Raw genomic sequence first — 21,786 nt, 5'->3', positions numbered from 1 at the left:
ATGAACGACATCACCCGCGTGGCAGGCGGCCCCGCCGCTTTCACCCCCTTTCAGCCCAGCGACCTGAGTGCCGAGGTGGCCAGCCGCATGCAGCAGGCGCGGCTCGACCCCACCCAGTCCCTCAAGGAAATCGCGGACCTTGCCGGCACGATCAAAACCTTGAATCCACAGGGCAGCACGGGCGGCAACTCCATCGTCAACGGCAACGGCGCGCCCCAGCTGGACGGCGTCACGGTCAACTTCTCGGCCGAAGACATGGCGGCCACGCTCCTGGTCCTGCAGGGCAAGACCCAGGAAGCCCAGTTGTCCACGGCCAAGGAAGGCATCAACACCAACAAGAAAAAGCTGGAAGACCAGAACCAGCGCGCCACCGACAAGATCAACGACTGGATCAAGAAGTGCGAAGAGGCGTCCGCCAAGGAAAAGGCCGGCGGCGTGCTGAACTGGTTCAAGAAGATCGCCGGTGCCATCGCCGCCGCATTCGCGGTGGTGGCAGCCGCTGTCGCCACCGTGGCGACCGGCGGTGCGGCAGCCCCATTGCTGGCCTTGGCGGTGCTCGCCCTGGCCTCCTCTGCGGTCGACATTGCCAGCGAAGTCGACAAGGCCAACGGGGGCAAGGGGTTCGATCACGTCACCCAGTGGATGGACCCGGGCTCGATCATCGGCAAGGGCATGGGTGAACTGGCCAAGGCCTTCGGCGCCAGCGACGAGCAGGCCGCCATCGTGTCGGCCACGTTCGCGGTGGTGGCCACCATCGCCATCATGGCTGCGTCCATCGCCCTCACCGGCGGCGCATCGGCAGTGAGCGACGTGCAAAAGATGATCCTCACGGCGGCCCGCGTCGGCCAGGCGGTGGCAGGCGTCGTCGCCGGTGCGACCACGGCCGCCAAGGGCGGCGTGGACATCGCGGTGGCGCACGACCAGCGCGACGCGACCCTCATCCAGGCCGACAAGAAGAAGATCGACGCCATCATCGCCAAGCTGCAAAAGCAGATGGACGAGGACCGGGACGAAATCAAGAAGGTGCTCGACCAGATGATGGAAGGCATGAACATCGTCAGCAAGATGATCAATTCCGCTGGGGAGAGCCGCGCCCAGATTGCATCGAACCTGTCCGGCAAGGCACAAACCATTTGACGCACCAGGCGCCAAGGAGAATTTCATGAGCATCGACGGCATCCAAAGAGCCCCCACCCTCGCCCCGCTGGGCGACACCGGCCCCACCCAGGCCGCAGGCAAGACCGCCGGGGCCAAGGGCTATTCTGAAATCGACATCGAGGCGCTGCTGGGCGCGAAAGGCGGCCCCGCAGGCGGCGCCAAGAGCGCGGCGGATGCACTCAAGACGCCTGCATCGTCCAGCGACCCGAAGGCCCAGGAAGCGGCGCTGAACAATCTGGGCGGCTTCTCGGACACCCAGGTCACGGCGGACATCTTTGCCTTCATGGCGCTGTTCCAGAAGCTCGCGCAGCAAATGCGCGACACGGCCCGCACGCAGCGCACGACCGACATGCAGGCGCAAGTGTCGTCGCTGCAAAACGCGGCCGAAAAGATGAAGGACGCAGCGGCTGAGCGCCTCACGGCAGCCGTCGTGCAGGGAGCCATGCAAATTGCGGGTGGCGTGATGCAGGTCGGCTTGTCGGCAGCTTCCATTTCCAACACGGTCAAGGGCGCCAAGATGGGTGCAGAAGCCGATGCGATGAGCCCCAAGGCAGCCGTCATGACTGGCGCCAAGGCCGATGCCGCCAAGCTGACGGCCACCGGCCAGGCGCAGGTGAGCTATGCACAGGCCTCAGGCGGCATCACCGCAGGCCTGGGCGGCATCATCGGCGCTTCGTTCACCCACAAGGCCGATCTGCTCGACGCCGACAAGATGAACCTGGAAACCCAGGCCAAGGTCGCCGAGACCGGCGTGCAGCATGCCAACGACATGATGCAGCAGATGATGGACGTGATCCGCGACGTGCGCGAAAAGCTGTCCTCCATCCAGCAGGCGTCCATCGAAACCAACCGCGGCATCGCGCGCAACATCTGATCACCGAGAGGAACCCAGCCGCCATGTCGAACACCGCTTCTCCCTCCGCCGCCGTCCAGTCCATCCTGGACCTCAAGGCCGCACTCGAGTCCCTGCCGTCCAACACGCGCCTGTCCACGGCCGACGCCGACGCCATCTACGCACTGGCCTACCAGCTGGTCGGGCAAAACCGCTACGAGACGGCCTACCGCTACTTCTCGCTGCTCACGCTGTACAAGCCGACCGACACGGCCTACCTGCAGGGCCTGGCGCTGACCTACCGCATGATGGAGCGCTACGACGAGGCGCTGAACGTGTACTCGTTCCTGGCCACCATCGATCCGGACAACCTGGACCACAACATGGCCATCGTCGAGTGCCTGCTGCTCAAGCGTGAATTCGAGGAAGCCCAGGACACGGTGACCACGCTGCTGCAGTACTGCAAGGAAAACGCGATCACCGGCAAGGTCGGCGACCGTGCCGAAGCCCTGCTGGGCCTGCTGTCGTCCGCCAAGGGGGCCGTGTCTGCTTGACGCCCCGGACATCCGCCTGCTGACCGAGGTCGGGTTCATGGCCTCCGCCCGCGCGGACGTACAGCGCGCCGAACGAATCTTCGGCGCGCTTTTGCGCGTGCGGCCCGACCGCGCCTTCGGACACATCGGCATGGCCACGGCGTTGCTCAATGCGGGCCGTGCTGGCGATGCAGCCACGCGGCTGTCGGATGCCCGGACCTCGGCCGGCGAAGACACCGACCTGGTGCAGGCCTTTCTTGGCCTGGCCTTGCAGCTCGACGGCCGGGCCGGAGAAGCCATGCGCGTCTTGCGCCCCGTGGCAGCGCGCGGTGACAATGGCAGCACGGCAGACACCACCGAGGGTGTGCGGCTGGCACAGCGCCTGCTGGGCCAACCCGCCGGCATCCCCGGCAGCACGCAGCAGCCCGGTCTTTCCACATCCCCATCCTGACCCTAGGAACCACCATGGACATCGTTGCAAGCCCACTGGTTGCCACCACTTTGCCGGCCCTCTCATCGCCTGCGGTCGCCACCGCGGTGCCCGATGCGTCGGCCACCGCGCGCTTCGCTGCACTGATGCAGGCTCCGCCGGCAGCCCCCACCGCCATGGACAGCGTGGCCGCATCCATGGCGGCGCAACCCGCCGCCGGCAGCACGGCCGCAGCAGTCAAGGGACCGTCGTCGGTGGGCGACCGCATCCTGGCGGGCATGCAGGGGGTGTCGAGCGACTTCCAGTCGGCCTGGAAGTCGGTGTCCGCGTCGCTGGACGCGAACTCGCAATCCATGGGCATGCAGGACCTGCTCAAGCTGCAGCTGCAGCTGGTGCAGGTGTCCGTGCAGTACGACCTCGTCGGCAAGGCCGTCAGCCGTTCCACCCAGAATTTCGATCAGTTGGTACGCATCCAATGAAGCTGCATTTTTCAACGGGCTCGACGGGCTCCTCATCGCTGGCGCGCTGGCTGCGTGTGTCCCTGGCCTGCGCCCTGCTGGCGCTGGTGGCGGCCTGCGGAGCGCGCGTCGACCTGATGGGGTCCATCCCCGAAGACGAAGCCAACGACGTGCTCTCGGCGCTGCTGAAAGCCGACATTCCCGCCGAGAAGATCGCCGGCAAGGAAGGCATGGTCGGCGTGCGCGTCGATGCCAGCCAGGTGGGCCGCGCACTCGAGATCTTGCGCGAGAACGGCCTGCCGCGCGAACGCTTCGCCGGCATGGGGCAGGTGTTCAAGAAGGAAGGCCTGATCTCCTCGCCGCTGGAAGAGCGTGCGCGCTACATCTACGCGCTGTCGCAGGAGCTGTCCAACACCCTGTCCAAGATCGACGGCGTACTGGCCGCCCGCGTGCACGTGGTGCTGCCCGAGCGCGGCCCCGCGGGCGAAACCGGCGTGCTGTCGACGTCGGCCGTGTTCATCAAGCACCAGGAGGGCTACAACCTGGATGTGATCCAGCCGCAGATCCGCAGGCTGGTGACCAACAGCATTCCGGGCCTCACGGCCGACCGGGTCTCTGTGATCTTCGTGGCCGCGCAGCCCCGCACCAACGGCGTCCGCGCAGAGACTGGCGCCGGCGCAGGCAGCACGGTCTGGGGCATCGCGGTGCCCAGCAGCAGCGCCGGCACGCTGGGCAGCGTGCTGTGGGGCCTGCTGGCGGTGGCGGTGCTGTCCCTGGCGGCGTTGGGCTTTCTGCTGTGGCGCTATGTGCTGCCAGCCCGCAAGGCTGCCGCACGCGGTGATGGCCTGGCACGGGCCGCCTGACCGCACCACCCCACCCGCCTTCACGTTCAGCCCGCCCCTCTCGCATGCCCGCACAGGCCGCTTTCTCCCCCCGTCTTCTGCAGGCACCGCTGCAGGAGTTCAACCTGCTGCCCAGCCGCAGCCTGCACGCCGGCCGCGCGCAGGCCTTGGCGCATGCCGGCATGCCGCCGCAGGGGCCAGCAGCCCTGGCCGCGCCCCCCGCCGTGCAGCGCGCACTGCACCGGCGCTGGTCTGCGCAACTGCTGGCCCAGTTGGGCGACCACGCGCAGCCCGTGCTGGACCTGTCCCACGCGGCGTTGCCGGTGGCGCTGGCCGCACCGGCGTTGCTGGGCCGCGTGGCACGCGATGCAGGGGTGGCGCTGCTGGGCGGCTACCTGCGCCGCACCATCGCCCGCGACGCGGTGCTGTCGGCCCGTGAATCCCTGGGCGCGCCGGCCCTGGAATGGGCCCGCCACGGCGCAGCAGATGTCCACCCCGGCCTGGCAGACCCCGGCCGATGGACCCAGTCCGACCTGGGCGAGGCGGCAGACCTGCTGGGCGCTGGCGTCATCGCCCAGTCCTGGCAGGATGCCCCCGCGCCCCTCAAACTGCGCGCCGACTGGAAGCTGCCCCCCACGGCAGTCGAAGACACTGCGGTGCGCACCGCCAGCGCCCTGGACCCTCAGGGCGCGCGACAACTTTGCCTTCAACTACTGGCCCGACTGGACCCTGCATGGCTTTCCAACTTCCCCGCGACCCGCTGACCCCCCAGCGCACGCTGCAAGCGCGCATCGCACCGGGCAGCCGCGTGGTGCGCGCCGCCGACGTGGCCGCCTGGACCGACGCGCAAGGCCTGATTGCCGCGGCGCGCGCGCAGGCCGATGCCATCGTGGCGCAGGCGCAGGCCGCCTTCGAAGAAGAGCGCCAGCGCGGCTATGAGGAAGGCGTGGCCGAGGCCCAGCTGGAGCAGGCCGAGAAGATGATCGAGAACGTGAGCCGCACGGTGGACTACTTCTCCAAGGTCGAGACCGACATGGTCGCCCTGGTGATGTCTGCGGTGCGCAAGATCATCGACGGCTACGACGACGCCGACCGCGTGATCATCGTGGTGAAGAACGCACTGTCGGTGGTGCGCAACCAAAAGCAGATGACGCTGCGCCTGCACCCGCAGCAGGTCGACACGGTGCGCGCGCGGGTGAACGACCTGCTGGCCGCGTACCCCGGCGTGGGCTACCTGGACATTGTGGGCGACGGCCGCCTGGGCAAGGAGGCGTGCATCCTGGAAAGCGAGATCGGCCTGGTGGAGGCAAGCATCGACGGGCAGATCGCCGCGCTGCAGGGCGCGTTCCAGAAAGTGCTGGGCAGCCGCATATGACACCCCCCGGCACCCCCGGCCACCCGCAGGGCGCCACGCGCTCGGTGCGCCAGTTCGACTACATCGCCGAGATGATGCAGCTGGCGCTGGACGACACGCCGGTGCTGCAGATCAAGGGCCGCGTCACGCAGGTGATCGGCACCATCATCAAGGCCGTGGTGCCCACGGTGAAGGTCGGCGAGGTGTGCGTGCTGCGCAACCCCGGCGAGGATTTCGAGATGAAGGCCGAGGTGGTGGGCTTTGCACGCGACGCCGCGCTGCTCACGCCCATCGGCGACATGTACGGCATCTCTGCCGCGACCGAGGTCATCCCCACCGGCCGCGCGCACATGGTGCCCGTGGGCTTCGGCCTGCTGGGCCGCGTGCTGGACGGCCTGGGCCGGCCCCTGGACGAGGCCGAGCGCGGCCCGCTGGAGGCCACCAAGTTCTACCCAGTCTTCGCGGATGCGCCCGATCCGCTCAAGCGCCGCATCATCAGCGAGCCGATGGAGCTGGGCGTGCGGGTGCTCGACTCGGTGCTGACCTGCGGCGAGGGCCAGCGCATGGGCATCTTCGCGGCGGCGGGCGGCGGCAAGTCCACCTTGATGGGCATGCTGGTCAAAGGCGCCGCAGTGGATGTGACCGTGGTGGCGCTGATCGGCGAGCGGGGCCGCGAAGTGCGCGAGTTCCTGGAGCACGAACTGGGCGAGGAAGGCCGGCGCAAGAGCGTGATCGTCTGCGCCACCAGCGACAAGTCGTCCATGGAGCGCGCCAAGGCCGCGTACGTCGCCACCGCCATCGCCGAGTACTTCCGCGACCAGGGCAAGAAGGTGCTGTTCCTCATGGACTCGGTCACGCGTTTTGCCCGGGCGCAGCGCGAGATCGGGCTGGCAGCGGGCGAGCCGCCCACACGGCGCGGCTACCCGCCCAGCGTGTTCGCCACCCTGCCCAAGCTCATGGAGCGCGTGGGCATGAACGACAAGGGATCGATCACCGCGCTGTACACCGTGCTGGTGGAAGGCGACGACATGACCGAGCCGATCGCCGACGAAACCCGGTCCATCCTGGACGGGCACATCGTGCTGTCGCGCAAGCTGGGCGCCGCCAACCACTACCCTGCGGTGGACGTGCTGGCGTCGGCATCGCGCGTGATGAACGCCGTGATCACGCCCGAGCACAAGAAGCTGGCCGGCCGGCTGCGCGAGCTGATGGCCAAGTACGAAGAGGTCGAGCTGCTGGTGAAGATCGGCGAGTACAAGCGCGGCGGCGACCCGACGACGGACGAGGCCATCGACAAGATCGAAGCCATCCGCACGTTCTTGCGGCAGCGCACGGACGAGCACGCCACCATGCAGCAGACGCTGGAACAACTGTCTGCCCTGGTGGGCTCGGGTGTACGCCGATGAGCATCTTCCGCGACCTGCTCGCCATCAAGGCCTTTCGCGAGAACAAGGCCGAGACGGCGGTGCGCGTGCAGCGTGATGCGCTGCGCGAGGCCCGCGAGGCCCGCGAGGCGGCCCAGGCGCTGCTGGAGCGCCTGCTGCGCGAAGGGCTGGCGCACGAAATGCAGCTCTACCGCGACCTGTGCGAACGCATCGTGCGGCTGCGCGAGATCGAAGACGTGCAGTTGGCCGTGGTCGGCCTGCGCCAGCGCGAAGCGCAGCAGCAGGATGCGGTCGTGGCGGCCACCAAGGTGCAGGAGCAGGCCAACGAGAAGCTGGAGACGGCGCGCGCTGCCCACCAGGAGGCCAGCCGGCAGAAATCCAAGTTCGTCGACCTGGCGCGCAACTACGCCGAAGAGCAGATGCGGGAGACCGAGCGCAAGGAAGACCTGGAGATGGAAGAAGCTGCCAGCGTGAAACGCGACCGCGAAGATTGGGAAGCGTACGACCCGGAGGCCGTGGCATGACCCCCCTGCAAGGCGCACCCCGCAGCTGCAAAAGCCGCCCACACACCGAATGCTACATATTTGATAGCTTAAGAAACACGTCCATCGAGCGGCAGGGGCCATTTTTTATGCCAACACCCATGGCTGCAAAGGTGCTGGCATGAACACCGAACGACCGATTCACCTGGACCTGGGCATGCCGGCGTCGACGGCGTTCGAAGCCCGCACCGGCACTGGCGCGCAGACCGGCGGCGAGCCCCGCGACACCGACACGCTGTCCGACGATGCGAAGGCACTGCGCAGCCTGCTGGAACAGCAGCGTGCGGCGCCCCCCGCTGGCGCGGCGCAGCCGCCCAGCGCCCCGCGCCCCTTCGACCTCTTTGGCGCCGGTGCCGCGGCACTGCCAGGCCAGGTGCCGCAGCAGGCCGTCCAGCCCGCGGGCACCGCAGCGGCAGCCCCCGCCGATGCGCCCCGGGGCATTGGCGAGACCTTGTCGCAGATGGCCCAGCGGCTGCTGGTGGGCGACGGCAGCACCGGCCGGCGCTCGGTGCAGATCCAGTTGGCGGACGACAGCCTGCCGGGCGTGGTGGTCGACATCTTCGAAGACGGTGGCCGCGTCGTGGCGCAGTTCACCTGCATGCAGGAGTCGTCGCGCGAACGCCTCGTGCGCAATGCGCAGTGGCTGGCGGACGGACTGGCCGAGCGCCTGGCCCAGGGCGTGTCCGTGCGGGTGCAGACCGACGACCCGGAAGATCTTTGCCTGGTGGAGGCGCACGCCGGCGGGTGACACCCCACCTGCTGCCTGTTTCCCACCGCTTGCACCGCTGACCGAACCACCCATCGACTCGCCTTTTTACCGAGCACCCATGTCCTCCCCCCACGCCACCGCCGCCTTGCAGCCCCTGCGCCTGTCGCGCAACGAGGCCCAGGCCCGCACCACCATTGCCCAGCGCGCCGCGGGGCTGCCGCTGCGCCTGGGCGCGTCCGCCTGGCAGGCCCGCCTTCATCCGGTGGCCGGCTCGGCCGCGCCCTGGCCCGAGCCCGGCTACGTTCTCCGCCTGGAATGGGCCGGTGCCGCCATGGCCTTGCGGCTGCCCGCCGCAGCCATCGAACAGGCCCTGGCCAGCGTGCTGGAAGGTGCCGCGCTGCCCGCCATCCCGTCCACCCTGGCCGATGCCGTGCTGGAAGCCAGCGCGGGCGAGCTGCTCCAGAGCCTGCAGGCCCTGGGCCGTGGCACGCCAGAGCTGCTGGCCTGGGGCCCGGCGCAGCCAGGCGACGTGCAGAACCTGCCGCCCCATGCCTGCGATGTCTATCTGGCCGCTGACGACGGCGTGCAGGCGATTGCCGGCTCGCTGCACCTCGATGGGCTGGGGCTGCTGCTCGTGGCAGGCCTGGTCGGCAAGCGCCCGCCGCAGCCGGGCCCGCTGGACGACAGCCTGCCCGTCACCCTGCGTGCGGAAGTCGGCTTCACCCGCCTGCCCGCCAGCGATGCCGCCACGCTGGCGCTTGGCGACGTGGTGCTGCTGGATGCCTTCTTCGCCACGGCCGACCGTGCGCTGTGGCTGAGCGCCGACGGCCGCCAGGGCGTGCACGTGCAGTGGCCCCTGCCGGCCGATGCCGCCGACGCCACCCAGCCGAGCCGCCTTACCGTCATCCTCCCCTGGACCGAAACCATGCCCGCCAACTCCGACACCCCTTCCACCGACACCGCGGCACTCGACACGGTGCCGGTGCGGCTTTCCTTCGACCTGGGCGATGTGACCCTGACGCTCGCGCAGCTGCGCGCCCTGCAGCCCGGCCAGACACTGGACCTGGGCCACCCGTTGGCAGGTGCCGTGCGCATCCGTGCCAACGGCGCACTGGTGGGCGAAGGCGACCTCGTGGACATCGACGGCCAGATCGGCGTGTCCGTGCGCAGCCTGCACTCTGCCAGCCACTGAGTCCCCGATGAGCAATTTCGATCCGATCACGCTGGCGGTACTGCTGGCCCTGATGGCGCTGATGCCCACGCTGGTGGTGGTGAGCACGAGCTTCCTCAAGATCGCCGTGGTGATGTCGCTGCTGCGCAATGCCATCGGGGTGCAGCAGATGCCACCCAACCTGGCGCTGTACGGCATGGCGCTGATCCTGTCGGCCTATGTCATGGCGCCGGTGGGCATGCACATGTTCGATCGGCTCACCGAACGCCCCGACACGCTCAAGAGCGTGCCCACGTTGGTCGGCGCGGTGCGCGACGGAGCGGAGCCGCTGCGCGAATTCATGCTCAAGAACAGCCGGGCCGAGCAGCGCGACTTTTTTGTGCGCACTGCGCAGCGCATGTGGGGCCCCAAGCTGTCGGAAGGCATCACGCAGCGCGACTTCATCGTGCTGATGCCGGCCTTCGTGGTGTCGGAGCTCACGGCGGCGTTCCAGATAGGTTTTTTGCTCTATCTGCCGTTCGTGGTGATCGACCTGATCGTCTCCAACATCCTTTTGGCGATGGGGATGATGATGGTCTCGCCCGTGACCATCTCCCTGCCGCTCAAGCTCTTCCTGTTCGTGATGGTGGACGGCTGGTCGCGGCTGATCCAGGGCCTGGTCCTCACCTATGCATGAACACACTCCCCTGTTGGCGCTGACGGCAGCAACACCACGCGCGGCACACCCTACCTTGGACCACTGACATGCAATCCGTCGACGTCGTTTCGTTCTTCACCCAGGCGCTGTACCTGGTGCTCTGGCTGTCCCTGCCACCCATCGTCGTGGGCTCGGTCGTGGGTACCTTGTTCTCGCTGTTCCAGGCGCTCACGCAGATCCAGGAGCAGACGCTGTCCTTCGGCGTGAAGCTGATCGCCGTGTCCGTGACCATTTTGCTGACGGCCCGCTGGGTCGGCGGCGAAATGTTCAATTTCACGGTGCAGATCTTCGACTCCATCCCGTCGCTGGGCCGCTGAGCCCCGCACGGACAGCAACGCCCTCAGCCCGCACACGCACAGGACGGAACCGCATGGACCTGCCGGTTACTTACCAGGAAGCCAAGACGTTCATCGGAACGCTGGCCCTGACACAACCGCGCATCCTGGCCATGTTCATCGTCCTGCCGCTTTTCAACACCCAGTTGGTGCCGGGCCTGCTGCGCATTTCCGTGGCCGTGTCGCTGGGCATCGTCATGGTGCCCGCGCTGTCCGGGCAGATCGCGGTGGCCGAACTGCACGCGGCGCAGTTGCTGCTGTTGATCATGAAGGAAGCGTTCATCGGCTTCGTCATCGGCTACATCGCCGCCATCCCGTTCTGGATCTTCGAAGCCGTCGGGTTCCTGGTGGACAACCAGCGCGGGGCCAGCATCGCGTCCACGCTCAACCCGCTGACGGGCAACGACTCGTCGCCGCTGGGCATCCTGTTCAACCAGGCGTTCATCGTGTTCTTTCTCATCACGGGGGGCTTCACGCTGCTGCTGGGCGTGCTGTACGACAGCTTCGGCCTGTGGAGCGTGACCCAGTGGGCGCCCACGCTGCGGCCTGAATCGATCCCCCTGCTGCTCGATCAGCTCGACCGCCTGGTGCGCATGGCCATGCTGCTGGCGGCGCCGGTGCTGGTGGCGATGTTCCTCGCCGAGATCGGCCTGGCGCTCGTGAGCCGCTTTGCGCCGCAGCTGCAGGTGTTCTTCATGGCCATGCCCATCAAGAGCGCGCTGGCGATGCTGGTGCTGCTGCTTTATGGGGCGTCGCTCTTCGAGTACGGCGCGGAGCAGGTCGAGTCCATGGGCCACATCCTGCCTTTCCTGCGCGAGCAGTGGGCGGCGCCGTCCGGCGGCTGAGGAGCACCATGAGCGAAAAGACCGAACAACCCACCTCCAAGCGCCTGCGCGATTCGCGGCAAAAGGGCGATGTCGCTTACAGCAAGGACTTCACACAGACCTTTCTGATCCTGGCCATCTTCGGCTACCTGCTGGCCAGTGCCGGGCACATGGTCGAGGTGATGGGCCAGATGATCCTGCTGCCCACCACGCTGCTCAAGCTGGGCTTCAACGAAGCGGCCAACACCCTGGTGGAAGAACTGCTGCGGGAAGCTGCGTGGCTCACCCTCCCCATCATCGGCATCGTGCTGGGCGCCGGTGTGTTTGCCGATGCGCTGCAGGTGGGCGTGCTGTTCGCCTTCGAGAAACTCAAGCCGTCCGCCAAGAAGCTCAACGTCCTGGACAACCTCAAGAACATCTTCTCCAAGAAGAACCTCATGGAGTTCTTGAAGTCGATCCTCAAGATCGCGTTCCTGTCCACCCTGCTGACGCTGCTGATCAAGGACGCGCTGCCGATCATGACGAGCATTCCGCAGGCCGGCCTGCCGGGCCTGGGGCAGGTGGTGGCCGCGCTCCTCAAGACCATGCTCATCCACATCGGCCTGGCGTATGGCGCCATTGCGCTGGCCGACTTCGCCTGGCAGCGGTACCAGTACCGCAAGGGGCTGATGATGTCCAAGGACGAGATCAAGCAGGAGTACAAGGAGATGGAGGGCGACCCCCACATCAAGCACCAGCGCAAGCACCTGCACCAGGAGATGATGCAGCACGGCGCCGTGGAAAGCTCCCGCAAGGCCACCGTGGTGGTCACCAACCCCACCCACCTGGCCGTGGCCCTGCGCTACGACGCCGAAGAAACGCCGCTGCCCGTGGTGCTGGCCAAGGGCGAAGGCGCGCTGGCCGAACGCATGATGCAGGCAGCCCGCGAAGCCGGTGTGCCGGTGATGCAGAACATTCCGCTGGCCCGCGCCCTCACCGAACATGCCGAAGCCGGCCAGTACATCCCTTCCGAGCTGGTGGAGCCCGTGGCGGAACTGCTGCGCCTGCTGCAACAGATGAATGCCGATCCGGGCCTGTCCTGAACGTCGCTCCCGATCCCGAAACACCATGAAATCATCCGCCCCCGCAGACCCCGCTTCCGCCCGCCTGCTGCAGACCTACGCCAGCCAGCACGGCCTGGTGGCACCGGGCGCCGCCAGCAGTGCCCCCGTCGACATGACCGTGGACGGCATCTACCGCATCCGCCTGCGCGCACTGCCCCAGGGTGGTGTGGCAGTGAGCGCGCGCCTGCGCACCTTGCCGGAGCCCGGCCCGGCCCGGGACGACATGCTGCTGGGCGTTGCGCGCCTGGCCTGCGGCACCATGAAGGACCATGCCAGCGGCTGCGTGGTCGATGAGCGCGCGCGCGCCATCTGGCTGCAGCAGACGGCGCCTGCAGCCTCCGGCCAGGATATCGACGACGCCGTGGGCGGTTTTGTGAATGCCCTGGCGTTCTGGTCCAAGGCCATCGCCACCGTCTGATTGATCCCCCTGTCCCTGCGCACGATCCGAACCCTATGCACGCCACTCCACGCTCCTTCTTCCCACGCATGCCGGCCGCTGGCCCGCTGGGCTCCGCCATCGCCCTGGCATGCGCGCTGCTGCTGGGCGCTGCGCCCGCGCAGGCCGGCACGCCGCCGTGGGCCAACGCGCCCTACAGCTACTACGCAGACAACGCGCCCATCGCCAACGTGCTGCGGGACTTTGCGAGCAGCTTCAGCCTGTCGCTCGAACTCTCGCCGCTGGTGGAGGGCAAGGTCAACGGCCGATTCAACGCCCAGAACCCGACCGAGTTCATGGACCGGATGGCCAGCGTCTACGGGCTGACCTGGTTCACCCACGCCGGCACGCTGTTCGTGAGCCGCACCACCGAAATGAGCACCCGCAGCATCACTGGCGGCGGCAGCGGCATCGCCACGGTCCGCCAGGCGCTGACCAGCCTGGGCGTGCTGGACACACGCTTCGGATGGGGTGAATTGCCCGAGCAGGGGGTGGCGCTGGTCTCCGGCCCGCCCGCCTACGTGGCCTTGATCGAGCGCACGATGGCCTCGTTGCCGCTGATGGCGGGCGGGCAGCAGGTGGCCGTGTTCCGCCTGAAACACGCGTCGGTGGACGACCGGACCATTCTCTACCGCGACCGGCAGATCACGACGCCCGGGCTTGCGCAGGTGCTGCGCAACCTCATCAGCGGCAGTGCTGGCACTGCCGGGGTGAACAACGCCCTGCTGTCGTCGGTGGCAGGACAGTCCGGCAACATGGCAGGGATGCCGGTGGCGGCCAACACCGCCGGCATCTCCTTCGACCCTGCAAGCTCCGGCATGCAGACCGGGCCTGCGGCCTCGGCGAATGGAACGGCGTCAGGCACGGGCGCGACCAACGCCCAGGGTTCTGGCTCGGGCCCGGCCGCAGGTGTGGGCGGGCGCGGGGGCTCTTCCGGGGCGGCGAGCGTGTCGTCCACCCGGCGGCTGGCGCCCTCCATTCAGGCGGATTCGCGGCTCAACGCCATCATCGTGCAGGACACGCCCGAGCGCATACCGCTGTACAAGGCGCTGATCGATCAGCTCGATATCCCCACGCCGCTGATCGAGATCGAGGCGATGATCATCGACATCAACTCCAGCCGCCTGGACGAGCTGGGCATCTCCTGGAGCGGCCGCCGCGGTGGCAGCGTGGGAGGCTTCGGCAACATGACCCGGGTCGACGATGGCAACGACCTGGTGCTGGGCGCCCTGCAGCGTGGCGCCAGCGTGGACCCCACCAGCCTCGTCGTCAGCTCGGGCAACTTCCTGATGAGCCGCATCCGCGCGCTGGAGGGCACCGGAGAGGCATCCATCCAGTCGCGACCGTCCATCCTCACCATCGACAACATCGGGGCACTGCTGGACCTGTCCGAGACCTTCTACATCCGCAGCATCGGTGAACGCGTGGCCACCATCACGCCGATCACGGCCGGCACGACCTTGCGGGTGACGCCGCACTTCGTTCAGCGCGATGAGGGGCCCGTCATTCAGCTGGACGTGGACATCGAGGACGGGCAGATCCAGGAAACGACGGTCGACACCATTCCTACCGTTCGGCGCAGCGTGGTGAGCACCCAGGCCATCGTCGGCGAAGGGCAGACCCTGGTCATCGGCGGCTACAAAAGCACGCAGCGGACCAACGAGTTGAACAAGGTGCCTGGCCTGGGCGCCGTGCCCGTCGTGGGCCTGTTTTTCTCCAACCGCGTCAACAACGTCCAGTCGCGTGAACGCGTGTTCATGATCAAGCCCCGGCTGGTATCGCTGCCCTCCAACGTGGTATCGGCGGCGGATGCGCTGCGCACCGGCCCTGCGGTGGCCATGCCCCCGCTGAATGTGCCGCAGCCCGCGCCGGTAGTCCCCGCATACTTGCCGCCAATGACCGGGAATCCCGCCACGCAGCAGTAGAGCGGCGCAACAAGGCCGGGGATCCTCGGCAACTGGGGGAGAGGGGTGCCATGCCCCGCGCTCTGCCCCGCCCTGCGCAAGGCGTGGGCAGCTCAAGGCGCTTGAGGGCGCGGCGGGATCGGTTTGTTCGAAGCGCGAGGACCCGGGTCGTGCGGCGTCCGGGCCGGGGTCTCTGCTGGCTGGACGGCATGCAGTGCGGGCTGCACGCCAGCCGCTCCTTCACCGCGCACGCGCCAGTGTCAGAACTCGAATTCCACGCCGCGGGCCAGAAGCTTTGCGCGCAAGGCGCTGCGGGCTCGCGACAGACGGCTGCGCACGGTGCCGACAGGCACGGTCAGCAACGCTGCGGCGTCTTCATACGACAGCTCATCGACCGCCACCATCAGGAGGATGTCCCGCATGCTCTCCGGAAGCTCGGCCATCGCCTCTTCCAGAAAACGCAGGTGCTGTGCCTGTTCCACGGCCTGCGCAGGCGTGAGGTGCTCGCTCGCCATCTCTGACAGCTCAGACTCGTCGGTGAACTCGTAGCGCCGATGGGGGGCCCGTGACAGGTGATTGCGCACGAGATTCATGGCAATGCCGTACAGCCAGGTGGACAGTTCTGACTGGCCCTTGAACGTCTCGTAAGAGCGCACAGCCTCCATGAATGCCTGCTGTGCCAGGTCTTCCGCATCGGTGGAGTTGCCGATGTTCTTGATGATGAAGCGGTGCAGGCGCACGCCATGGGCTTGCACCAGCGTGCGAAACAGGGCGTCGCGCTCGACAACTTCGTGCTCGCGCAGATCGCCCACTCGCTCCGGGGTGTCCGCCGCGGCGTAGGAAGCCGACAAGCTCTCAGATTCGCTATCGTGTCCGGGCATCGCCAGGGGCGGATATTCCGGGTGTGCACACTCAGCTGGATGGGCTCCAGAATTGGTAATAAGTGTTACAAAATGGGCGTGCACCGGGGGATTTTCACAGAGGAATTCCCACCTGTACAGCAAGAAGTGTGCGCTGCGTGTTTATGCGGATGGTGCCGCCATCAGTTTGCGTGTGGACGGGAAAGCTGCAGGGCTTGCAGCTCGTCACGCAGCCAATCGCGCGCAGTTTGCAGGGCCACCGGCGAGCGCCCTTCGCGCGCCGCAAGGTCGAACCGCTGTTGCATGGCGGCATCGATCGATTCGCGTTGCTGTGGCGTCACAGCGTCCGCCGAAATCCCGCTGGACCGGCAGGCTTCTTTGAACCCCGCTGAGTGCCCCGCCGCACTCACCGTGAGCTGGGTCAGAAAATCCACACCCTGCATCGTCTGACGGCTAGTCTGCGCCATGTCGATAGCCTGCATCACGGTGCGTGACGACAGCGGTTTGCCCGGAGCGGGGCCCAACCCCAGCTCGCGCACGACCGACGCCTGAATGCCCTGCGAAAAGCTCTGGCCCAGCGCCCCCACGAAGGCGGACGTGGAATCTGCTCCGGGCTCGATCCAGGCCACGGACCGCTGGGACGGCGTGGTCCCGGTGCCCAGCACTTTCCACTGCGCGCCGTCCCGGCTGACGTGCACCCAGTCCCCTTCCTGCGCGGCTTGCTGGAACGCGTCCAGCGAAGGGCGGGCAATGGCATCTGCAGGAGAGAGGCGGTTGGAAACGTTCACACGAAACAGGCTATTGAGGGGGTTCGTCGCTAGTTTAGTAACAAGGACTTCGTTGCGGTTCCACTGGTTTGCAAACGATTGTCAGCAGACATCAGGCCGGATTTTGGCAATGGTGTGTCTGCGGGACGCTGATGCGGATCAGTGTAGCGCGATCATTGTTCGCAATACTGGAACATTCAGTTCGTAACTGGGTGGTTTTTCTCTGGACACCACCGGCGTACAGTTCAACCCATCGATGAGCCGAACCCGCAAGGCGACTCACCGAACCCGGTTCAAGAATGGTTTTGTACCGGCTTTATTGAGACGCTTTTCAACTTCAAGGACTTTCATCATGAACAAGACCGCACGCTTCCTCTCCATCGCCGCTGTGTCCGCTTTCGCTGCCTTCGGCGCCCACGCTGACGAAGCCGATGCTTCGCAATTCGCCACGAAGTTCGAAACGAACCGCACCCGCGCTGAAGTGGCTGCCGAAGCCTCCACCGTCGCCCAGACCCGCAGCATCGAGCCAGCAGGCTCCCGCGTCGTGACCTACAAGTCCACCGCCGACCGCGCTGCCGTGCGTGCCCAGGCTGCTGAAGCCGTGCGTGCAGGCACGATTCCTTCGGGCGAAATCAGCGCGATGTAAGCAACAGCGATCGGGGGGCATCATTGTTTGCCACCCGATCGTGGCGATGCCTTTGGGTGTCGCCGCTGCGCAGGGTGGTTTGAAACAGCCCTCCGTTGCACAAAAAAGCGGGCTCCATCAAGGAGCCCGTTGTCGTTGGCGAACAGTACATCTCGCCTGACCTTCAAGCTTGGTTGCCCGCTATCGATGGACACCGCTGGCGGCGCACCAGCGTCAGTTGGCAAGTGCTCCAAGTCCAGAGAAGGCAGGCCGCACAGGGCCGACGTTCAGCCGAAATGTTCGGCTGGCTAGATGGTTCACTCGACGACGGACAGAGTTGCCGAACTTGTCATCCGTCGGTCCATAAAAAAACCCGGCAAAGCCGGGTTTTTCTTGAAGGGTTGCCGATACAGCAACTCCGACGTCGCCTTACTTCTTTTGGCGAAACTTGCGCAGGGCTGCAAACTGGGCAGCCAGCACCGCCAGTTCGGACTGGGCCTTGGCCAGATCGATTTCGCTCTTGGCGTTTTTCAGCGCTTCTTCGGCCGAGGCCTTGGCAGCGTTGGCCTTCTCATCGTCCAGGTCCTTGCCGCGGATGGCGGTGTCGGACAGCACGGTCACGCGGTTGGGCTGCACTTCCAGAATGCCACCGGCGACGAACACGAATTCTTCGCGGCCGTCGGCCATTTCGATGCGCACCGAGCCCGGCTTGATCCGGGTGATCAGCGGGGTGTGGCGGGGAAAGATGCCCAGTTCGCCGGCTTCGCCAGGCAGCGCGACAAAGCGTGCTTCACCGGAGAAGATGGACTCTTCGGCACTGACCACATCAACGTGGATGGTGTTCATCATTGCTCCTAGGAAAAGGGGATGGGTTGCTTGACTGCAGTGGACGGCCGGGCAGCGCGGTGGCGCTGCTCAGCCACCGGGCAATCAGGCCACCTTCTTGGCCTTTTCGAAGGCTTCGTCGATGGTGCCGACCATGTAGAACGCCTGTTCTGGCAGGTGGTCGCATTCGCCGTTCACGATCATCTTGAAACCACGGATGGTTTCAGCCAGGGGAACGTACTTGCCTGGCGAGCCCGTGAACACTTCGGCCACGTGGAAAGGCTGCGACAGGAAACGCTGGATCTTGCGAGCGCGGGCCACGGCCAGCTTGTCGTCGGGAGCCAGTTCGTCCATGCCCAGAATGGCGATGATGTCGCGCAGTTCCTTGTAGCGCTGCAGCGTGCCTTGCACCGCACGGGCCGTGGCGTAGTGGTCTTCGCCCACGACGTTCGGGTCCAGCTGGCGGCTGGTGGAGTCCAGCGGGTCCACGGCGGGGTAGATACCCAGCGAAGCGATGTCACGGGACAGCACCACGGTGGAGTCCAAGTGAGCGAACGTGGTGGCGGGCGATGGGTCGGTCAAGTCATCGGCTGGCACGTAAACGGCCTGGATGGACGTGATCGAACCGACCTTGGTCGAGGTGATGCGCTCTTGCAGGCGACCCATTTCCTCGGCCAGCGTAGGCTGGTAGCCCACGGCGGAAGGCATGCGGCCCAGCAGAGCGGACACTTCGGTACCGGCCAGCGTGTAGCGGTAGATGTTGTCCACGAAGAACAGAACGTCACGGCCTTCGTCACGGAACGATTCCGCGATGGTCAGGCCGGTCAGCGCCACGCGCAGACGGTTGCCTGGGGGCTCGTTCATCTGGCCGTACACCATGGCGACCTTGGACTCTTCGAGCTTCTCCAGGTTCACCACGCCGGAATCGGCCATTTCATGGTAGAAGTCGTTCCCTTCGCGGGTACGCTCGCCCACACCAGCGAACACCGACAGCCCCGAGTGGGCCTTGGCGATGTTGTTGATGAGTTCCATCATGTTCACGGTCTTGCCCACGCCGGCGCCGCCGAACAGGCCCACCTTGCCGCCCTTGGCGAACGGGCACACCAGGTCGATCACCTTGATGCCGGTTTCCAGCAGCTCTTGCGAAGGCGACAGTTCGTCGTACGCAGGGGCCTTGCGGTGGATGGATGCGGTCAGCTCCTGGCTCACCGGACCACGTTCGTCGATGGGGTTGCCCAGCACGTCCATGATGCGGCCCAGCGTGGCCTTGCCCACTGGGACGGTGATGGCGTTGGCGGTGTTGCTGACCATCAGGCCGCGACGCAGGCCGTCCGACGAGCCGAGGGCAATGGTACGCACCACGCCGTCGCCCAGCTGCTGCTGCACTTCCAGCGTCAGGGCCGAGCCCTCGAGCTTGAGTGCGTCATACACCTTGGGCATCTGGTCGCGCGGGAACTCAACGTCCACCACAGCGCCGATACATTGAACAATCTTGCCTTGCACTTGAGCCATTTTTCGCTCCAATTTAGATGTTGGTTGAGCTGCTTACACAGCAGCGGCGCCAGCCACGATTTCCGAAAGTTCTTTCGTGATCGCTGCCAGGCGCGTCTAGATGTAGACCAGCTTCAACTCGCCAATGACGCTGCCGGCGTTGTCGGTGGCGGCCTTCATGGCCACCATGCGTGCCGACTGCTCGGACGCCATGTTTTCCGCAACGGCCTGGTAGATCAGGGATTCGACATAGCGGACCAGCAGATCGTCGATCACGGTCTGGGCATCGGGTTCGTAGATGTAGTCCCAGCCATGTTCGGTCTTCTCGGCCTGCATCTGCTCGGACGACAGCGGCAGCAACTGCTCCACCACCGATTCCTGACGCATGGTGTTGATGAACTTGGTGTAGCTCAGGTACACCGCGTTGATCTTGCCTTCTGCATAGGCGTCGAGCAGCACCTTGACGGGGCCGATCAGCTTGTCCAGATGCGGCGTATCGCCCAGGCCCGTCACATGCGACACCACCTTGGCGCCGACGCGGTTCAGGAAACCCAGGCCCTTGTTGCCAATGGCCACCGCCTCCGTCGACACACCCGCGCCTTGCAACTCACGCAGCTTGGTCGTCACGGCACGCAACACGTTGGTGTTCATGCCGCCGCACAGGCCCTTGTCCGTGGTCACCACGATCACGCCAGCCACCTTGGCATCGTTCACTTTCATGAACGCGTGCACGTATTCGGGGTTGGCGTGGCCGAGGTTGGCTGCAATGTTGCGGATCTTTTCGCTGTAAGGGCGGGCAGCCCGCATCCGTTCCTGCGCCTTGCGCATTTTGGATGCAGCCACCATTTCCATGGCCTTGGTGATCTTCTTGGTGTTTTCCACCGATTTGATCTTGCCGCGTATTTCCTTGCCTGCTGCCATGATCGCTCCTCGTCCGGTTTAAGCGAACGACTTCTTGAACGCTGCGACTGCGGCGGTCAATTCGGCTTCTGCATCCTTGTCCATGGCCTTGGCCTGTTCCAGCTTGGCCAGCAGTGCTGCGTGGCTGGTCTTCAGGAACTGGTGCAGACCGTGTTCGAAGTCGAGAACCTTCTTGACGTCGATATCGTCCATGAAGCCCTTGTTCACAGCGAACAGCGTGGCACCCATCAGCGAGATGGGCAGCGGGCTGTACTGTGCCTGCTTGAGCAGTTCGGTCACGCGGGCACCGCGGTCCAGCTGCTTGCGGGTGGCTTCGTCCAGGTCGGAAGCGAACTGCGCGAACGCAGCCAGTTCACGGTACTGGGCCAGGTCGGTACGGATACCGCCGGACAGGTTCTTCACCAGCTTGGTCTGGGCGGCACCACCGACGCGCGACACCGAGATACCGGCGTTGATGGCGGGGCGGATACCGGCGTTGAACAGGCTGGTTTCCAGGAAGATCTGGCCGTCCGTGATCGAGATCACGTTGGTCGGAACGAAGGCGGACACGTCGCCGGCTTGCGTTTCGATGATAGGCAGTGCGGTCAGCGAACCGGTCTTGCCCTTGACTTCACCCTTGGTGAAGGCTTCGACGTAGTCGGCGTTCACACGGGCTGCGCGCTCGAGCAGGCGGCTGTGGAGATAGAACACGTCGCCAGGGTAGGCTTCGCGGCCTGGTGGGCGGCGCAGCAGCAGCGAAACTTGGCGGTAGGCCACGGCTTGCTTGGACAGATCGTCGTAAACGATCAGGGCGTCCTGGCCGCGGTCGCGGAAGTATTCGCCCATCGTGCAGCCGGAGTAGGCCGACACGTACTGCATGGCAGCCGATTCGGAGGCCGATGCGGCCACCACGATCGTGTAGTCCATGGCGCCGGCTTGTTCCAGCGCGCGCACCACGTTCTTGATCGACGAAGCCTTCTGGCCGATGGCGACGTAGATACACGTCACGCCCTGGCCCTTCTGGGCGATGATGGCGTCGATGGCGACAGCGGTCTTGCCGGTCTGGCGGTCACCGATGATCAGCTCGCGCTGGCCACGGCCCACGGGCACCATGGAGTCGATGGACTTCAGGCCGGTCTGCAGGGGTTGGTCCACCGATTTACGGGCGATCACGCCCGGAGCGACCTTTTCGATCACGTCGGTGAGCTTGGCGTTGATGGGACCCTTGCCGTCGATCGGCTGGCCCAGGGCGTTCACCACGCGGCCGACCAGCTCGGGGCCGACCGGCACTTCCAGAATGCGGCCCGTGCACTTGACGGTGTCGCCTTCGGAGATGTGTTCGTACTCACCCAGAATCACGGCGCCGACGGAGTCGCGCTCGAGGTTCAGGGCTAGGCCGTAGGAGGGCTGGCCGTCCTTGGTGGCAGGGAACTCGAGCATTTCACCGGCCATCACTTCCGACAGGCCGTGAACGCGCACGATACCGTCGGACACGGACACCACGGTACCCTGATTGCGGATATCGGTGCTGGCGGCCAGACCTTCGATGCGGCTCTTGATGAGTTCAGAAATTTCTGCGGGATTGAGTTGCATGACTCTTTCCTT

General features: G+C 66.0%; 24 protein-coding genes and 1 pseudogene. 19 read left to right on the top strand and 6 right to left on the bottom strand.

All coding sequences use genetic code 11. The annotated features are described in order from the left end of the window. From sctE to sctC, 18 genes are all read left to right on the top strand, one after another. Positions 1-1,137 carry a type III secretion system translocon subunit SctE gene (gene sctE / locus ACIGHN_RS26670; protein WP_056416765.1) on the top strand — a complete coding sequence of 379 codons (1,137 nt, stop codon included), beginning with the start codon at positions 1-3 and terminating at the stop codon, positions 1,135-1,137. Between the two features lie 25 nt (positions 1,138-1,162). Further along, a complete protein-coding gene (sctB, locus tag ACIGHN_RS26665) occupies positions 1,163-2,032 on the top strand; it encodes a type III secretion system translocon subunit SctB (protein WP_396507225.1) in 870 nt (289 codons plus the stop codon). A 23-nt stretch (positions 2,033-2,055) separates the two neighbouring features. Continuing rightward, complete coding sequence (locus ACIGHN_RS26660) at positions 2,056-2,544, top strand: tetratricopeptide repeat protein (protein ID WP_396507224.1); 489 nt, start codon at positions 2,056-2,058, stop codon at positions 2,542-2,544. A gap of 37 nt (positions 2,545-2,581) precedes the next feature. After that, positions 2,582-2,974 carry a hypothetical protein gene (locus ACIGHN_RS26655; RefSeq protein ID WP_056416758.1) on the top strand — a complete coding sequence of 131 codons (393 nt, stop codon included), beginning with the start codon at positions 2,582-2,584 and terminating at the stop codon, positions 2,972-2,974. A 14-nt stretch (positions 2,975-2,988) separates the two neighbouring features. Continuing rightward, positions 2,989-3,432: a type III secretion system inner rod subunit SctI gene (sctI, locus tag ACIGHN_RS26650; protein WP_056416755.1), complete on the top strand. Its 444-nt coding sequence runs from the start codon at positions 2,989-2,991 to the stop codon at positions 3,430-3,432. Continuing rightward, positions 3,429-4,274 (top strand): type III secretion system inner membrane ring lipoprotein SctJ, encoded by an 846-nt coding sequence (sctJ, locus tag ACIGHN_RS26645; protein ID WP_056416752.1) that lies wholly within the window; start codon positions 3,429-3,431, stop codon positions 4,272-4,274. The genes sctI and sctJ overlap by 4 nt, the downstream gene beginning before the upstream one ends. Positions 4,275-4,318: 44 nt before the next feature. Continuing rightward, positions 4,319-5,017: a hypothetical protein gene (locus ACIGHN_RS26640; protein ID WP_396507222.1), complete on the top strand. Its 699-nt coding sequence runs from the start codon at positions 4,319-4,321 to the stop codon at positions 5,015-5,017. Then, a complete protein-coding gene (locus tag ACIGHN_RS26635; RefSeq protein ID WP_082485934.1) occupies positions 4,987-5,628 on the top strand; it encodes an HrpE/YscL family type III secretion apparatus protein in 642 nt (213 codons plus the stop codon). The genes ACIGHN_RS26640 and ACIGHN_RS26635 overlap by 31 nt, the downstream gene beginning before the upstream one ends. A gap of 44 nt (positions 5,629-5,672) precedes the next feature. Then, complete coding sequence (sctN, locus tag ACIGHN_RS26630; RefSeq protein ID WP_156370654.1) at positions 5,673-7,013, top strand: type III secretion system ATPase SctN; 1,341 nt, start codon at positions 5,673-5,675, stop codon at positions 7,011-7,013. Then, the gene (locus ACIGHN_RS26625) at positions 7,010-7,516 is read left to right on the top strand and encodes a YscO family type III secretion system apparatus protein (protein WP_056416741.1); all 507 of its coding nucleotides are present in this window, start codon (positions 7,010-7,012) and stop codon (positions 7,514-7,516) included. The genes sctN and ACIGHN_RS26625 overlap by 4 nt, the downstream gene beginning before the upstream one ends. Before the next feature lie 139 nt (positions 7,517-7,655). Continuing rightward, positions 7,656-8,282, top strand: a complete 627-nt coding sequence (locus ACIGHN_RS26620; RefSeq protein ID WP_396507219.1) for a hypothetical protein — start codon at positions 7,656-7,658, stop codon at positions 8,280-8,282. 79 nt (positions 8,283-8,361) lie between these two features. Then, complete coding sequence (sctQ, locus tag ACIGHN_RS26615; protein WP_396507217.1) at positions 8,362-9,435, top strand: type III secretion system cytoplasmic ring protein SctQ; 1,074 nt, start codon at positions 8,362-8,364, stop codon at positions 9,433-9,435. A gap of 7 nt (positions 9,436-9,442) precedes the next feature. Beyond that, complete coding sequence (gene sctR, locus ACIGHN_RS26610; protein ID WP_056416733.1) at positions 9,443-10,090, top strand: type III secretion system export apparatus subunit SctR; 648 nt, start codon at positions 9,443-9,445, stop codon at positions 10,088-10,090. A 68-nt stretch (positions 10,091-10,158) separates the two neighbouring features. Further along, on the top strand, positions 10,159-10,428 hold the full coding sequence (gene sctS / locus ACIGHN_RS26605) for a type III secretion system export apparatus subunit SctS (protein WP_056416730.1): 270 nt from the start codon (positions 10,159-10,161) through the stop codon (positions 10,426-10,428). A gap of 53 nt (positions 10,429-10,481) precedes the next feature. Further along, positions 10,482-11,291 carry a type III secretion system export apparatus subunit SctT gene (gene sctT, locus ACIGHN_RS26600; protein ID WP_056164708.1) on the top strand — a complete coding sequence of 270 codons (810 nt, stop codon included), beginning with the start codon at positions 10,482-10,484 and terminating at the stop codon, positions 11,289-11,291. An 8-nt stretch (positions 11,292-11,299) separates the two neighbouring features. Further along, entirely contained in the window at positions 11,300-12,352 is a 1,053-nt protein-coding gene (gene sctU, locus ACIGHN_RS26595; RefSeq protein ID WP_056416851.1) for a type III secretion system export apparatus subunit SctU, read from the top strand. A gap of 25 nt (positions 12,353-12,377) precedes the next feature. Further along, a complete protein-coding gene (locus ACIGHN_RS26590) occupies positions 12,378-12,791 on the top strand; it encodes a hypothetical protein (RefSeq protein ID WP_396507214.1) in 414 nt (137 codons plus the stop codon). A 35-nt stretch (positions 12,792-12,826) separates the two neighbouring features. After that, positions 12,827-14,734: a type III secretion system outer membrane ring subunit SctC gene (gene sctC, locus ACIGHN_RS26585; RefSeq protein ID WP_396507212.1), complete on the top strand. Its 1,908-nt coding sequence runs from the start codon at positions 12,827-12,829 to the stop codon at positions 14,732-14,734. Between the two features lie 239 nt (positions 14,735-14,973). Here the strand turns inward: sctC and ACIGHN_RS26580 are convergent, their stop codons facing one another. Further along, positions 14,974-15,564 carry an RNA polymerase sigma factor gene (locus ACIGHN_RS26580; protein ID WP_396507210.1) on the bottom strand — a complete coding sequence of 197 codons (591 nt, stop codon included), beginning with the start codon at positions 15,562-15,564 and terminating at the stop codon, positions 14,974-14,976. Positions 15,565-15,755: 191 nt separating this feature from the next. Next, the gene (locus ACIGHN_RS26575) at positions 15,756-16,361 is read right to left on the bottom strand and encodes a hypothetical protein (protein ID WP_396507209.1); all 606 of its coding nucleotides are present in this window, start codon (positions 16,359-16,361) and stop codon (positions 15,756-15,758) included. A gap of 331 nt (positions 16,362-16,692) precedes the next feature. Here ACIGHN_RS26575 and ACIGHN_RS26570 point away from each other — a divergent pair, with 331 nt between their 5' ends. Further along, complete coding sequence (locus ACIGHN_RS26570; RefSeq protein WP_056173302.1) at positions 16,693-16,986, top strand: hypothetical protein; 294 nt, start codon at positions 16,693-16,695, stop codon at positions 16,984-16,986. 408 nt (positions 16,987-17,394) lie between these two features. Here the strand turns inward: ACIGHN_RS26570 and ACIGHN_RS26565 are convergent, their stop codons facing one another. The 4 genes and pseudogenes from ACIGHN_RS26565 to atpA form a co-directional block, all read right to left on the bottom strand. Next, positions 17,395-17,811: a F0F1 ATP synthase subunit epsilon gene (locus tag ACIGHN_RS26565; protein ID WP_056164895.1), complete on the bottom strand. Its 417-nt coding sequence runs from the start codon at positions 17,809-17,811 to the stop codon at positions 17,395-17,397. 84 nt (positions 17,812-17,895) lie between these two features. Further along, positions 17,896-19,302, bottom strand: coding sequence for a F0F1 ATP synthase subunit beta (gene atpD / locus ACIGHN_RS26560; RefSeq protein WP_056416714.1), 1,407 nt, complete (start codon positions 19,300-19,302; stop codon positions 17,896-17,898). Positions 19,303-19,335: 33 nt separating this feature from the next. Continuing rightward, positions 19,336-20,202: pseudogene (gene atpG, locus ACIGHN_RS26555) on the bottom strand (F0F1 ATP synthase subunit gamma). Positions 20,203-20,220: 18 nt separating this feature from the next. Beyond that, complete coding sequence (gene atpA / locus ACIGHN_RS26550; RefSeq protein ID WP_056416708.1) at positions 20,221-21,774, bottom strand: F0F1 ATP synthase subunit alpha; 1,554 nt, start codon at positions 21,772-21,774, stop codon at positions 20,221-20,223. Positions 21,775-21,786: the final 12 nt, after the last annotated feature.

Origin of the sequence: Acidovorax sp. NPDC077693 (assembly GCF_044542805.1) — a bacterium.
In the GTDB taxonomy this organism is placed as follows: domain Bacteria; phylum Pseudomonadota; class Gammaproteobacteria; order Burkholderiales; family Burkholderiaceae_C; genus Acidovorax.
The sequence above is the reverse complement of the archived record's forward strand: the minus strand, read 5'-3'. Positions and strand labels throughout refer to the sequence as shown.